Raw genomic sequence first — 13042 nt, forward strand, 5'->3', positions numbered from 1 at the left:
TTACTTGTTCTCCGAATCGGTGGGGCGGGCGTGGCTGACGGCGGGCTCGTTGCCGCCGAGCAGCAGGTAGAGGACCGCCATGCGGGTGTGGACGCCGTTGGCGACCTGTTCGACGACCGTGCAGCGGTCGGAGTCGGCGACCTCGGCGGTGATCTCCATGCCGCGGACCATCGGGCCGGGGTGCATCACGATGCCGTGCTCCGGCATCTTGGCCATGCGCTCGCCGTCCAGACCGTAGCGGCGCGAGTACTCGCGCTCGGTCGGGAAGAAGGCGGCGTTCATCCGTTCTCGCTGCACACGCAGCATCATCACCGCGTCGGACTTCGGCAGCACGGCGTCCAGGTCGTACGACACGTCGCAGGTCCAGTGCTCGACGCCGACCGGGAGCAGCGTCGGCGGGGCCACCAGGGTGACGTCGGCGCCGAGCGTGTGCAGCAGGTCGACGTTGGAGCGGGCGACCCGGCTGTGCAGCACGTCGCCGACCAGGGTGATGCGCTTGCCGGCCAGGTCCTGGCCGAGCGCGTCCCTGCCGACCAGGCGCCGGCGCATGGTGAACGCGTCGAGCAGCGCCTGGGTGGGGTGCTGGTGGGTGCCGTCGCCGGCGTTGATGACGGGGGCGTCGATCCAGCCCGAGGTGGCCAGGCGGTAGGGGGCGCCGGAGGCGCTGTGCCGGATGACGACGGCGTCGACGCCCATCGCCTCCAGGGTCTGCGCGGTGTCCTTCAGGGACTCGCCCTTGGAGACCGAGGAGCCCTTGGCGGCGAAGTTGATGACGTCGGCCGACAGTCGCTTCTCGGCGGCCTCGAAGGAGATCCGGGTGCGGGTGGAGTCCTCGAAGAAGAGGTTGCAGATGGTCCGGCCGCGCAGCGCGGGGAGCTTCTTTATCGGCCGGTCGGAGACCCGGGCCATCTCCTCGGTGGTGTCGAGGATGAGCACGGCGTCGTCGCGGGTGAGGTCGGCGGCCGAGATGAGGTGACGCATCATCGGGGGTTCTCCAGGTGTGGTGGAGGGTGGGGCGTGCGGGCGCGCAGAAGCAGGCCGTACGGCTCGGTGCGGGCCGTACGGGGCCGTGTGGGGCTTACTGCTCGCCGGCCGGAGCGGTCTGCTTGACGCCGAGCAGCACGGCGTCGCGGCCGTCCTCCTCGGCGAGCTGGACCTTGACCGTCTCCCGCAGCGACGTGGGGAGGTTCTTGCCGACGTAGTCGGCGCGGATCGGGAGTTCGCGGTGGCCGCGGTCGACCAGGACCGCGAGCTGCACGGCGCGGGGGCGGCCGATGTCGCCGAGCGCGTCGAGGGCGGCGCGGATGGTGCGGCCGGAGAAGAGGACGTCGTCGACCAGGACGACCAGGCGGCCGTCGACGCCGTCGCCGGGGATCTCGGTGCGGCCGAGCGCGCGGGCGGGCTTCATCCGCAGGTCGTCGCGGTACATGGTGATGTCGAGGGAGCCGACCGGGGTCTTGCGCCCGGTGATGCCCTCCAGCTTCACGGCGAGCCGCTCGGCGAGGAAGACGCCGCGAGTCGGGATGCCGAGAAGCACGACGTCGTCGGCGCCCTTGGCGCGCTCGACGATCTCGTGGGCGATACGGGTCAGGACGCGGGCGATGTCGGGGCCTTCGAGAACGGGCCGCGCCGCATCGGGGTGCGCCGGATCCTGCTGGTTCTGCGGGTGCTGCGTGTCCATATGAAACGGACCTCCTTCTCCGCCTCACGGGACGGACCTTAAAGGACGTCGAAATTGCGTCCCCACGGTACCAGGGGCCGGAGGCCGCCCCGCACCGGGGCCGTCACTCGAACGGGTGAAGCGGGCCGGGGAACCGCCCTGCCCCGTGGGGGCGCGCCCCACGCGGAGCGTGTCACTCCTGCGGGGCGGGGGTGTGGACCATTCGGCTTGACGCGGCCAAGTAACGCTGCGTAACCTCACAGTGAGTTACAGCCGCGCGGCGGAGCCGCACGTTGTCACAGCGTCCGGGGAGCTATATGTCCAGCGAATACGCAAAACAGCTCGGGGCCAAGCTCCGCGCCATCCGCACCCAGCAGGGCCTCTCCCTCCACGGCGTGGAGGAGAAGTCCCAGGGCCGCTGGAAGGCCGTCGTGGTCGGTTCGTACGAGCGCGGCGACCGTGCCGTGACCGTGCAGCGCCTTGCCGAGCTGGCGGACTTCTACGGCGTTCCGGTGCAGGAACTGCTGCCGGGCACCACGCCGGGCGGGGCCGCCGAGCCGCCGCCGAAGCTGGTCCTCGACCTCGAGCGCCTCGCGCACGTCCCGCCGGAGAAGGCGGGCCCGCTCCAGCGTTACGCGGCGACCATCCAGTCGCAGCGCGGCGACTACAACGGCAAGGTCCTCTCGATCCGCCAGGACGACCTGCGCACCCTTGCCGTCATTTACGACCAGTCGCCCTCGGTCCTCACCGAGCAGCTCATCAGCTGGGGCGTCCTGGACGCGGACGCGCGCCGCGCGGTCGCCCACGAAGAGGGCTGACGCCCCTTCAGCAGAAACGTGCCGCCGGGCCCGGTGGGAGCACTCGCTCCCACCGGGCCCGGCGGCGTTTCGGCAGCCCGGTGGGTTGGTGACGGGTCGGCGGGTTCGTGACGGGCCCCGGGGGTTTGTGGCGGGCCGGCGCGGACATGCCGAAGGGCCCGCGGCACGGATCGTGTCGCGGGCCCTTCGTTGGCCTTGTCCCCGCCGGAGGCTAGTCGCGGCGCAGGCTCGGCTTGAGGTCCTTGAAACGGGCCAGCAGCCCGTTCACGAAGGCCGGGGAGTCGTCCGTGGAGAACTCCTTCGCCAGCTGGACGGCCTCGTCGATGACGACCGCGTCGGGCGTCTCGTCCTCCCAGACCAGCTCGTACGCGCCGAGCCGCAGGATGTTCCGGTCGACGACCGGCATCCGGTCGAGCGTCCAGCCCACCGCGTAGGTGGAGATCAGGTCGTCGATGCGGTCCACGTACCCCGCGTAGCCCTCGACGAGCTGCATCGTGTACTCGGTGACCGGCGGCTGACGGTCGTCGGACCGCGAGTGCCGCACCCAGTCCGCGAGGACCGTCTGCACGGACTCGCCGCGCTGGTCGGCCTCGAAGAGGATCTGGAAGGCGCGCTTGCGGGCCTTGTTCCGGGCAGCCACGGTTAGCTGTTCACCCGGCCGAGGTAGTCGCCGGTGCGGGTGTCGACCTTGATCTTCTCACCGGTGGTGATGAAGAGCGGGACGCCGATCTCGTACCCGGTCTCCAGCTTGGCCGGCTTGGTGCCGCCGGTGGAGCGGTCGCCCTGGACGCCCGGGTCGGTGTGCTCGATGGTCAGCTCGACGGCGGCGGGCAGCTCGACGTAGAGCACCTCGCCCTCGTGCTGCGCGACCGAGGCGGTGAAGCCCTCGATCAGGAAGTTGGCGGCGTCGCCGACGGCCTTGCGGTCGACCATCAGCTGGTCGTACGTGGTCATGTCCATGAAGACGAAGTACTCGCCGTCCATGTACGAGAACTGCATGTCGCGGCGGTCAATGGTGGCCGTCTCGACCTTCACACCGGCGTTGAAGGTCTTGTCGACGACCTTGCCGGAGAGCACGTTCTTGAGCTTGGTGCGCACGAAGGCCGGGCCCTTGCCGGGCTTGACGTGCTGGAACTCGACGACGGACCAGAGCTGGCCTCCGTCGAGCTTGAGCACCAGGCCGTTCTTGAGGTCGTTCGTGGAAGCCACGGTTGCGGAATCTCCTGGACTGAAAGCTGGTGGACGACCGAGGGTACGTACACGGGGCACGTACGCGTGCTAGAGCGCTAGCAGCTCCTTGGTCGTGATGGTGAGTAGCTCGGGGCCGCCGTCCGCCTCGGGGCGTACGACGAGCGTGTCATCGATCCGGACGCCGCCCCGGCCCGGGAGGTGGACCCCCGGTTCGACGGTGACCGGCACGCAAGTGTCCAGTTTACCCATGGCTCCAGGTGCCAGCTGCGGCTCCTCGTCGATTTCGATCCCGACCCCGTGTCCGGTGAGCGGTCCGAAGGCCTCCGCGTGACCCGCGGCGTCCAGCACCTGACGGGCGGCGCGGTCCACCGCACGGTACTCGGCCCCCGGCACCAGGGCCTCGCGGCCGGCCCGCTGGGCTGCGAAAACGGCTTCGTACAGCTCGATCTGCCAGTCCGCTGGGGTGGTGCCGATCACGAAGGTACGGCCGATCTCGCAGCGGTATCCGCGGTAGGTGGCACCCAGGCAGACCGACAGGAAGTCGCCCTCCTCGACCCGGCGGTCGGCCGGACGGTGGCCTGCCCGGCCGGAGTTGGGGCCGGTGCCGACCGAGGTCATGAAAGCGGGCCCGTCGGCGCCGTGGTCGACCAGGCGGCGCTCCAGCTCCAGCGCGAGATGGCGTTCGGTGCGGCCCACCAGGATCGACTCCAGGAGCTCGCCCAGCGCCTGGTCGGTGATCTCGGCGGCGATGCGCAGACAGGCGATCTCCTCCTCGTCCTTGACCAGCCTGCGCTGCTCCACGGCTCCCCCGAGGTCGTTCAGGAGCAGCCGGGGCGCCACCGAGCCGAGGGCGCGGTGGCGGGCCACGGACAGGTGGTGCTCCTCGACGGCGAGGGAGTCGGCGCCGCTGGCCTGCGCGAGGTCGGCGGCCGCGACGGCCGGGTCGCCGTCCGGCGCGGGCAGCACGGTCAGCCGCAAGTGCTCGTCCAGGTGCCCCTCGATGAGATCGCCCGACGGTGTGCGCGGACACAGCAGTACGTCCTCGACGGGCCCGAGCAGCAGGACCGCGCCGGGCGGGGCGCCACCGGCGAGATAGCGGACATTGGCCGGGCGCGAGACCAGGGCGGCCGCGCTGCCTGCGGCCGCCGAGCGGTCCCGCAGCCAGCCGCGGCGTGCCGCGAACACCTCTGACATGACCCGAGCGTATGAGGGGGGCGGGGGTTCGGCTGGTTCTGCGCGTCCGACCGGGGGCCGCCCCGGTGGTCGGTCCGTCCTTGCCCTCAGTCGCCGGGCGGGCTGGGGGTTGCTGCTTGGCCCCCTGCATGGCCCCCCGTACTTGGTCCTCAAACGCCGGACGGGCTGAAGGGGGTGCGACCTACCCCACTGCACGGCCCCCACGCTTCGTCCTCAAACGCCGGGCGGGCTGAGGTTGCCCATGCCGGCCAGCACCGAGCACTTGAGGGGCGCGAGGAACTGCGCGACCAGCCACCCACGGCCCGCAGCCAAAAGAAACCTGGGGCTCCGCCCCAGACCCCGATCGCGCCTGAACGGCGCTCGTCCTCAAACGCCGGACAGGCTGAAGTGCCGGCCAGCGCCGAGTAGCTAAGGGGCGCGGGGAACTGCGCGACCAGCCCCCCACAGCCCGCACCGGACAGACACCCCCGGAGGGTTTCGGGAAGGGGCGGGGTGGGGAAAACCCGGCCCCTACCAGCTCGGCGGGCTCGCGATCGTTCGGGCCAGGACGTCGTCCAGGAGGCGGGCCGTGGTGGGGACGTCGTACTGGGAGTTGTCGATGATCGGGAGCCCCGAGCCGTACCAGCCGGCCATCCGGCCGTGGATGCCGGCCACCTCCTCGTCCGAGAGGCGACGATTGCCGCTGCGTTCCGCGTTGCGCTCCAGGACCACTTCGAGGCCGGGCAGGAGGACGACCGGGAGCAAGCCCGGGCCGACGTGCCGCTTCCAGCCGCCGAGGCCGACGACCGGCCGGTCGGGGAAGACCGCGTCGTCGAGGATGCAGGAGATCCCGTTGGCCAGGAAGTTGCGCGCGGCGAAGCCGCAGGTGCGGCGGGCCAGGCGGTACTGGGCCTCGGAGTGGTCGTTCCAGCCGGACTGCGGGTCGGCGAACCCCGAGCACACCCATTCGCGTACGTCGTCGAGACTGATGTGCGCGGTGGGCACCCGGCGGTGCTGCGCCCAGTACCGGGCCACGGTCGTCTTGCCCGCTCCGGCGGGGCCGATGAGCAGCACCGCGAGCGTGGTGGCCCCGGTGCCCTCGGGCGCCTGCGGCATCGGAACGGGGCCGCCGGGCGGCAGGGCGACGTGCCCCGTCGTGTCGCGGGAGGGCGGCCGTGCCGAGGCGTGCTGCGGCGCGGGCCCGTGCCAGCCCTGGCCGGGCGGCTGGGCCGCTCCGGGGTGGTGGGGCGCCGGAACCTGGGCAACCCCGGATCCCGGTGGCGGCCCCGGTTGGTAGGGCGGGACGCCACCCGGCACGGGCGGCGCGGCCGGGGGCGCGCCCGGCCTGAGCGGAGCCGTGCCCTCCGGCTCGATCGCCCGGGCCCAGTCGTGCGGGGGCTGCCCCGGGGCGTGGGGCGGCGGCAGTGGAGCCCCCCCTGCGTGCTGCATCCGGTGCCACTCCGTCTCGTACAGGCAACTGGCGCTGGTCGGGCGCCCGTCGGTGTGGGCGGCCCGGTGCAGAACCGTACCTCCCCCGGCCGCCACAGTGTGAACGGCCGAGGGAGGCGAGCCGTGCCCGTCAGCCGAGTTCGTCGGCCAGTTCGTCGGCGAGTGCACGCAGTGCCAGGCGGTAGGAGCCGATGCCGAAGCCCGCGACCGTGCCGGTGGCGACGGGTGCGATCACCGAGGTGTGGCGGAATTCCTCACGGGCGTACGGGTTCGAGATGTGCACCTCGATGAGCGGCGCGGTGCGCTGGGCGGCCGCGTCGCGCATTCCGTACGAATAGTGCGTGAAGGCACCCGGGTTGATGACGACCGGAATTCGACCGTCCGCGGCCTCGTGGAGCCAGCGGATCAGCTCGCCCTCGTCGTTGGTCTCGCGGACCGAGACCTCGAAGCCGAGTTCCTTGCCGAGGCCTTCGCAGACCTCTACGAGGCCCGCGTAGGTGGTGGCGCCGTACACGTCGGGCTCGCGGGAGCCCAGGCGGCCGAGGTTCGGGCCGTTGAGGACGAACACCCGCCGGGTCATGCGGAGACCTCGCCGTAGGCGGCGAGCAGCACCGCCGGGTCGGGACCCTCCAGGACGGTCGGCTTGGCGAGGCCGTCCAGGACGATGAAGCGGAGCAGGTCGCCGCGGGACTTCTTGTCCAGCTTCATGTTCTCCAGGAGCTTGGGCCACTGGTCGCCGCGGTAGGTGAGCGGAAGACCGACCGACTCCAGGATCGCACTGTGCCGGTCGGCGGTCGCGTCGTCCAACCGCCCTGCCAGACGGCCGAGTTCGGCCGCGAAGACCATGCCGACGGAGACGGCCGCGCCGTGCCGCCACTTGTAGCGCTCGTTCTTCTCGATGGCGTGCGCCAGGGTGTGGCCGTAGTTGAGGATCTCGCGCAGACCCGATTCCTTCAGGTCGCTGGAGACCACGTCGGCCTTGACGCGGATGGAGCGCTCGATGAGCTCGGCGGCGTGCGGCCCCCCGGGGGTGCGGGCGCCGGCCGGGTCGGCCTCGATGAGGTCGAGGATGACCGGGTCGGCGATGAAGCCGGCCTTGATGACCTCGGCCAGGCCCGACACGTAGTCGTTGACCGGCAGCGAGTCCAGCGCGGCCAGGTCGCACAGGACGCCGACGGGCGGGTGGAAGCAGCCCACCAGGTTCTTTCCCTCGGCCGTGTTGATGCCGGTCTTGCCGCCGACGGCCGCGTCCACCATGCCGAGCACGGTGGTCGGCACCGAGATCCAGCGCACCCCGCGCAGCCAGGTGGCCGCGACGAAGCCGGCGAGGTCGGTGGTGGCGCCGCCGCCGACGCCCACGACGACATCGGTGCGGGTGAAGCCGGACTGGCCGAGCGCCTTCCAGCAGTAGGCGGCGACCTCGGCGGTCTTGGCCTCCTCTGCGTTGGGCACCTGGATGGCGATGACCTCGTAGCCCTGGGCGTCGAGGTCCTCGCGGATCGCGTCACCGGTGCCGGCCAGGGCCTCGGGGTGGATGATCGCGACGCGCTTCGCCCGGTCGCCGATGAGTCCGGCCAGCTCGCCCAGCAGGTTGCGGCCGACGAGCACGTCGTACGGGTCCGTCCCGGCGGTGCCGCCGACCGGAATCCGGGTGGGTGCCTGCTCCGTCATGCGTCCTTCAACTCCAGTGCGTCGAGGACCGCCTGGGCGACCTCTTCGGGGGTGCGCTCGTCGGTCGCGACGACCACACGGGCGACTTCGGTGTACAGATGGCGCCGCGCGTCCATCAGCTCGCGCCACTGCCGGCGCGGGTTGACCGCGAGCAGCGGCCGGGCGGTGTTCAGGCCGACGCGCTTGACCGCCTCCTCGACGTCCATCGACAGATAGACGACGGGGTGCGGCGCGAGCAGCGCGCGGGTGTCGGCGTCGAGGATCGCGCCGCCGCCCAGCGCGAGCACGCCGGGGTGCTCGGCGAGTGCGAGCCGTACCGCGTCCCGTTCCAGGGCGCGGAAGTACGGCTCGCCGTCCTCGATGAAGATGTCCGAGATCGGGCGGCCCTCGGCGGCCACGATGTCGGCGTCGGTGTCCCGGTAGGGCGCGCCGAGCCGCTCGGCGAGCAGCGCGCCCACGGTGGACTTGCCGGAGCCCATCGGCCCGACCAGCACGACCAGGGGTGAGGTGCTCACCGGATCTGGAGGTTGTCGAGGTAGGACACGACGTTGCGACGGGTCTCGGGCACGCTGTCGCCGCCGAACTTCTCGGCGACCGCGTCCGCGAGGACGAGCGCGACCATGGCCTCGGCGACGATGCCCGCGGCCGGCACGGCACACACGTCGGAGCGCTGGTGGTGGGCCTTGGCGGCCTCGCCGGTGGCGACGTCGATGGTGGCGAGCGCGCGGGGCACGGTCGCGATCGGCTTCATCGCCGCGCGCACGCGCAGCAGTTCACCGGTGGTCAGTCCGCCCTCGGTGCCGCCGGAGCGGCCGGAGGTGCGCTTGACGCCCTCGCCGGTGTTGACGATCTCGTCGTGCGCCTGCGAGCCGGGCACCCGGGCGAGCCCGAAGCCGTCGCCGACCTCGACGCCCTTGATCGCCTGGATGCCCATGAGGGCGGCGGCGAGCCGCGCGTCCAGACGGCGGTCCCAGTGGACGTGCGAGCCGAGGCCCACGGGCACGCCGTAGGCGAGCACCTCGACGACTCCGCCGAGGGTGTCGCCGTCCTTGTGGGCCTGGTCGATCTCGGCGACCATCGCCTTCGAGGCATCCGCGTCCAGGCAGCGCACCGGGTCGGCGTCCAGCTTCTCGACGTCGGCGGGGGTCGGCAGCACGCCGTAGGGGGCCTTGGCCGCGGCCAGCTCCACCACATGGCTGACGATCTCGATGCCGGCCGTCTCCTTGAGGTAGGAGCGGGCCACCGCGCCGAGGGCGACGCGGGCCGCGGTCTCCCGGGCGCTGGCGCGCTCCAGGATCGGCCGGGCCTCGTCGAAGCCGTACTTCTGCATGCCGGCGAGGTCGGCGTGGCCGGGCCTCGGACGGGTCAGCGGGGCGTTGCGGGCCAGCTCGGCGAGGACCTCGGGGTCCACCGGGTCGGCCGACATGACCTGTTCCCACTTGGGCCATTCGGTGTTGCCCACCATGATCGCGATCGGCGAGCCCATGGACAGGCCGTGCCGTACGCCGCCGAGGAAGGTCACCTCGTCGCGCTCGAACTTCATGCGGGCGCCGCGTCCATAGCCGAGCCGCCGCCGGGCCAGGTGGTCGGCCACCATCTCCGTGGTGATCGGTACGCCGGCGGGAAGACCCTCCAGCGTCGCGACAAGTGCGGGTCCGTGGGACTCCCCCGCGGTCAGCCAGCGCAACCTGCTCAACGGTGCTCCTCGTTGCTCGCGCGTCCAGGACTACTACGGCGCCCGGGGTGCGCGGCCCTGGCCCGCCACCCCTGATCCTCCCACGTCCGAGATGGTGGGCCGGGCCCCGGTCCAGCAGACGGACTGGGACGGGGCCGGGAGCGGGCGGCCGCGCACCGTCCCGAGGTCCCGCGGGGCCGGTCGGCGAAGCGGTCTCAACGGCCCGCCAGCGCCGCCTCGCCCGCCTTGCGCATGGCGTCGAGCGGGGCGCTCGCGCAGCCCGTCATCTGCTCGACCTGGAGCACGGCCTGGTGCACAAGGAGGTCGAGCCCGCCCACCACGGCTCCCCCGCGCCTCGACCAGGCGGCCGCCAGCGCGGTCGGCCAGGGCTCGTACAGCACGTCGAAGAGGGTGCCGACGCGCTCGGGGACGGCCGCGGCGAGCGCGTCGGTGGTGCCGGCCGGGGTGGTGGCGATGACGAGCGGCGCCGCGAACGCTTCGTGCGCCCGCGACCAGTCGGCTGTGCGGACGTCGACGCCGAGCCGCTCGCCCCAGCCGCGCATCTCCTCGGCCCGGGCCTCGCTGCGTACGTACGCCGTGACCGGGCCGACGCAGATCCGGGCGAGCGCGGCAAGCGCCGAGGAGGCGGTGGCGCCGGCGCCGAGGACGGCGGCGGACTCGACCCGGGTCACCCCTTGCTCCCCCAGGGCCGCGATCATGCCGGGGATGTCGGTGTTGTCGCCCAGGCGCCGGCCGTCGTCCGTGAAGACGACGGTGTTGACCGCCTCGACGGAGGCCGCCGTCGCGCTCACCGCGTCGAGCAGCGGGATGACCGCCCGCTTCAGCGGCATCGTGAGCGAGAGACCGGCCCAGGAGGTGTCGAGCCCCGCGAAGAAGCCGGAGAGCCCTGCCTCGTCGATCTCGAACCGGTCGTAGGACCAGTGGCCGAGGCCGAGTTCGGCGTACGCGGCCCGGTGCAGGACCGGAGAGAGGGAGTGCGCGATGGGCGACCCGAGTACGGCCGCCCGTCGCGCTCCCTCACTGGCCGGACTGGGCATTGAACTCGTCCTTCAGCTTGTTGAACTCGGCCAGCGTCTTGGCGAATTCGGTCTTGTGCTTGCCGTCGGTGGCCACGAAGTACATCCAGCCCTCGCTCGTCGGGTCCAGCGCCGCGGCCATCGCCTCGCTGCCGGGGTTGCCGATCGGACCGGGGGTCAGGCCCCGCCACTTGTAGGTGTTGTACGGGTCCGGGTTGCTGTTGATCTCCGACAGGCCGATCTTGATGTTGCTCTGGTTGGTGAGGTAGTTGTACGCCGAGTCGAACTGGAGCTTCTGGTTGGTCTGGGTGTTGTCCGGCTTGAGGCGGTTGTAGACGACCTCGGACATCCTGCGGAAGTCGTCGGGCGTCTTGCCCTCGGCCTGCACCAGGCTCGCGACGGTGATGAGCTGCCAGGGGCCTTCCAGATGGAGCTTCTTGGCCTCGGCGGCCAGGTCCTGCTTGCCGTACTCGGAAGTGGCCCGGTTGACCATCTTCTTGAGCACGTCCTCGGGCTTCATGCCCTTGGCGACCGGGTAGCTCGCCGGGTAGAGGAACCCTTCCAGCGGGTCCTTGACGTTCTTGTGGTTCTTGGCCCAGTCCGGCAGACCCATGCTGTCGGCGTTCTTGAGCGCGACCTCCTTGGTGGTGCCGGAGGAGACGCCGAGCCGCTTGTCGATCTCGCCATAGACCCAGGCGTTTCGTTTGCCTTCGGGAATGATGAGGGAGTTGCGGCTGGCCGGGTTGAGCATCAGCTTGATCGCGCTGGCCGCCGACATGCCCTTCCTCAGCGTGTAGGCGCCGGCCTGGATCGTCTTGCCCTTGGGGTCGTCGTTCTGCGCCTGGACGAAGGCGTCGATGCTCTTGACGACACCGGCCTGTTTGAGGAGCTGGCCGATCTCGGAGCCGCCGGCGCCGGTCGGCACCTCGATGGTGACGCTCTCGCCTGCGCCTTCGCCCACATAGTCGGGGGCCGCGCCGAACTTCTTCTGGTAGAAGTCGTAGCCCACGTAACCGATTCCGCCGGCCCCGACCGCGAAGATCACCGCGAGGACGAGGCAGGCGCGCCCGCTCTTGCCCTTCTTCTTGGTCTTGCTCCGCCGGTCGCGGCCGCCGGTCGCCGCGCCGCGGCGGGACTCGCGCGGCTCGTCGTCGTCGCGTTCGCTGTCGTCAACACCGGTGAAGAACGGGTGGTTCTCCTCCTGCGGTTCGGCGTTCCACTCGTGGCCCTGCTCGGGCACCTCGGGCACGGTGGGGGCCTGCCGCTGACCGGGCGGCTGCGGCGGCGGATACGCCTCCGCCGTGCCGTAGGGGTCATGGCTCTCGTCGGCGTAGCCGTTGAGATACGGGTCCGGCTGCTGGCCCGCGTACGGCATCGCGGCCTGCCGACCGGTGGCGTCCCAGCCCCCGTCGTAGTGCTGCGGCTGCTGCGGCGGGGCCGCGTACTGCTGCGCGTACTGCTGCTGGGGGTAGCCCTGTTGGGGCTGTTCGACGTAGCCCTGCTGCTCGGCGTAGTGCGGCTGCGGCTGCGCCTCGGGGTAGGGCTGCTGCCCGTACGGGTCCTGCGACTGCTGCGGGTAGTACTGCTGCTGGTACTGCTCCTGCTGCTGGTGGCCGTCGTGCGAAGCCTGACCGGAGGCAGCCTGCTGCGCTCCCCACCCCTGGTCCCCGAAGAGGGGGTCCTCTGGGTGCCACGGTTCGGAGCCTTGGCCCCGGCCATACTCAGTCATCGGTCCCCTAGAGCCGCGAGGCATCCGGACGGTCCGCCTCTTTTGCTGTGCGGTGACTGTTCGAATGCCTCCGCATCGGCCGGAACGTTACCGTATCGCGATCAGATAACCACTTCGACGCCTTCGCCCGGAGCGTTACCTGACACCCGTTCGGCCTCAAGCGCGTTCTGAAGGATGATCACGGCGGCTGCCTGGTCGATGACGGAACGTCCCTTCTTGGACTTCACCCCCGAGGCGCGCAGTCCCTGCGTGGCGGTCACCGTCGTCATCCGCTCGTCCACGAGCCGCACGCCGATCGGGGCGATGCCGCGCGCCAGCTGCTGGGTGAAGACGCGGACCTTGGCGGCCGCCGGGCCCTCGCCCCCGTTGAGGGAGCGGGGCAGTCCGACGATCACCTCGATCGGCTCGTACTCCTCGACGAGTTGGCGCAGCCGCCGGTGGGCGGCCGGGACATCGCGGCCCGGCACGGTCTCCACCGGCGTGGCGAGCACCCCGTCGGGGTCGCACGAGGCGACCCCGATGCGTGCGTCCCCGACATCGATCGCGAGTCGGCGTCCTCGTCTCATCGGGCACCTGCCCGATGGTTCGCTTCTCCGACCGCGCGGCGCGCGGCCGCGGTCATCGTCGTCGGCCGCGGCC

The 13042-nt window shown here is 71.6% G+C and carries 14 protein-coding genes; 1 reads left to right on the forward strand and 13 read right to left on the reverse strand.

Going from position 1 to position 13042, the window contains the following annotated elements; all coding sequences use genetic code 11:
• The gene (locus N4G70_RS24750) at positions 1-984 is read right to left on the reverse strand and encodes an aspartate carbamoyltransferase catalytic subunit (protein WP_261714918.1); all 984 of its coding nucleotides are present in this window, start codon (positions 982-984) and stop codon (positions 1-3) included.
• A 94-nt stretch (positions 985-1078) separates the two neighbouring features.
• Complete coding sequence (gene pyrR, locus N4G70_RS24755; protein WP_261714919.1) at positions 1079-1681, reverse strand: bifunctional pyr operon transcriptional regulator/uracil phosphoribosyltransferase PyrR; 603 nt, start codon at positions 1679-1681, stop codon at positions 1079-1081.
• A gap of 296 nt (positions 1682-1977) precedes the next feature.
• On the opposite strand from pyrR, the gene bldD reads away from it, so the two are divergent.
• Positions 1978-2478, forward strand: coding sequence for a transcriptional regulator BldD (gene bldD, locus N4G70_RS24760; protein ID WP_014044812.1), 501 nt, complete (start codon positions 1978-1980; stop codon positions 2476-2478).
• Between the two features lie 211 nt (positions 2479-2689).
• Here bldD and nusB read toward each other — a convergent pair whose 3' ends face one another.
• The 11 genes from nusB to ruvX all read right to left on the reverse strand — a co-directional run bounded on the left by nusB (position 2690) and on the right by ruvX (position 12969).
• Positions 2690-3118 carry a transcription antitermination factor NusB gene (gene nusB, locus N4G70_RS24765; RefSeq protein ID WP_261714920.1) on the reverse strand — a complete coding sequence of 143 codons (429 nt, stop codon included), beginning with the start codon at positions 3116-3118 and terminating at the stop codon, positions 2690-2692.
• A gap of 2 nt (positions 3119-3120) precedes the next feature.
• Complete coding sequence (gene efp / locus N4G70_RS24770) at positions 3121-3687, reverse strand: elongation factor P (protein WP_261714921.1); 567 nt, start codon at positions 3685-3687, stop codon at positions 3121-3123.
• A gap of 69 nt (positions 3688-3756) precedes the next feature.
• A complete protein-coding gene (locus tag N4G70_RS24775) occupies positions 3757-4863 on the reverse strand; it encodes an aminopeptidase P family protein (RefSeq protein WP_261714922.1) in 1107 nt (368 codons plus the stop codon).
• Between the two features lie 510 nt (positions 4864-5373).
• Entirely contained in the window at positions 5374-6291 is a 918-nt protein-coding gene (locus N4G70_RS24780; RefSeq protein ID WP_261714923.1) for an ATP-binding protein, read from the reverse strand.
• A 130-nt stretch (positions 6292-6421) separates the two neighbouring features.
• The gene (gene aroQ, locus N4G70_RS24785; protein ID WP_161257918.1) at positions 6422-6871 is read right to left on the reverse strand and encodes a type II 3-dehydroquinate dehydratase; all 450 of its coding nucleotides are present in this window, start codon (positions 6869-6871) and stop codon (positions 6422-6424) included.
• The gene (gene aroB, locus N4G70_RS24790; RefSeq protein ID WP_261714924.1) at positions 6868-7962 is read right to left on the reverse strand and encodes a 3-dehydroquinate synthase; all 1095 of its coding nucleotides are present in this window, start codon (positions 7960-7962) and stop codon (positions 6868-6870) included. Before aroB ends, aroQ begins: the two co-directional genes overlap by 4 nt.
• On the reverse strand, positions 7959-8477 hold the full coding sequence (locus tag N4G70_RS24795; RefSeq protein WP_261714925.1) for a shikimate kinase: 519 nt from the start codon (positions 8475-8477) through the stop codon (positions 7959-7961). Before N4G70_RS24795 ends, aroB begins: the two co-directional genes overlap by 4 nt.
• Entirely contained in the window at positions 8474-9658 is a 1185-nt protein-coding gene (gene aroC / locus N4G70_RS24800; protein WP_261714926.1) for a chorismate synthase, read from the reverse strand. Before aroC ends, N4G70_RS24795 begins: the two co-directional genes overlap by 4 nt.
• Before the next feature lie 194 nt (positions 9659-9852).
• The gene (locus N4G70_RS24805; RefSeq protein ID WP_261714927.1) at positions 9853-10695 is read right to left on the reverse strand and encodes a shikimate dehydrogenase; all 843 of its coding nucleotides are present in this window, start codon (positions 10693-10695) and stop codon (positions 9853-9855) included.
• Positions 10676-12403, reverse strand: coding sequence for an endolytic transglycosylase MltG (mltG, locus tag N4G70_RS24810; RefSeq protein WP_261714928.1), 1728 nt, complete (start codon positions 12401-12403; stop codon positions 10676-10678). Before mltG ends, N4G70_RS24805 begins: the two co-directional genes overlap by 20 nt.
• A 101-nt stretch (positions 12404-12504) precedes the next feature.
• Positions 12505-12969, reverse strand: coding sequence for a Holliday junction resolvase RuvX (gene ruvX, locus N4G70_RS24815; RefSeq protein WP_261714929.1), 465 nt, complete (start codon positions 12967-12969; stop codon positions 12505-12507).
• Between the last annotated feature and the right edge of the window lie 73 nt (positions 12970-13042).

Origin of the sequence: Streptomyces sp. ASQP_92 (assembly GCF_025399895.1) — a bacterium.
In the GTDB taxonomy this organism is placed as follows: Bacteria; Actinomycetota; Actinomycetes; order Streptomycetales; family Streptomycetaceae; genus Streptomyces.

What these genes read in the sequence shown, in the direction of transcription:
- N4G70_RS24775 (WP_261714922.1), bottom strand. Translation starts at nt 4,863, where the DNA reads ATGTCAGAGGTGTTCGCGGCACGCCGCGGCTGGCTGCGGGACCGCTCG.
- aroB (WP_261714924.1), bottom strand. Translation starts at nt 7,962, where the DNA reads ATGACGGAGCAGGCACCCACCCGGATTCCGGTCGGCGGCACCGCCGGG.
- pyrR (WP_261714919.1), bottom strand. Translation starts at nt 1,681, where the DNA reads ATGGACACGCAGCACCCGCAGAACCAGCAGGATCCGGCGCACCCCGAT.
- bldD (WP_014044812.1), top strand. Translation starts at nt 1,978, where the DNA reads ATGTCCAGCGAATACGCAAAACAGCTCGGGGCCAAGCTCCGCGCCATC.
- N4G70_RS24805 (WP_261714927.1), bottom strand. Translation starts at nt 10,695, where the DNA reads ATGCCCAGTCCGGCCAGTGAGGGAGCGCGACGGGCGGCCGTACTCGGG.
- N4G70_RS24750 (WP_261714918.1), bottom strand. Translation starts at nt 984, where the DNA reads ATGATGCGTCACCTCATCTCGGCCGCCGACCTCACCCGCGACGACGCC.
- aroQ (WP_161257918.1), bottom strand. Translation starts at nt 6,871, where the DNA reads ATGACCCGGCGGGTGTTCGTCCTCAACGGCCCGAACCTCGGCCGCCTG.
- mltG (WP_261714928.1), bottom strand. Translation starts at nt 12,403, where the DNA reads ATGACTGAGTATGGCCGGGGCCAAGGCTCCGAACCGTGGCACCCAGAG.
- N4G70_RS24780 (WP_261714923.1), bottom strand. Translation starts at nt 6,291, where the DNA reads ATGCAGCACGCAGGGGGGGCTCCACTGCCGCCGCCCCACGCCCCGGGG.
- ruvX (WP_261714929.1), bottom strand. Translation starts at nt 12,969, where the DNA reads ATGAGACGAGGACGCCGACTCGCGATCGATGTCGGGGACGCACGCATC.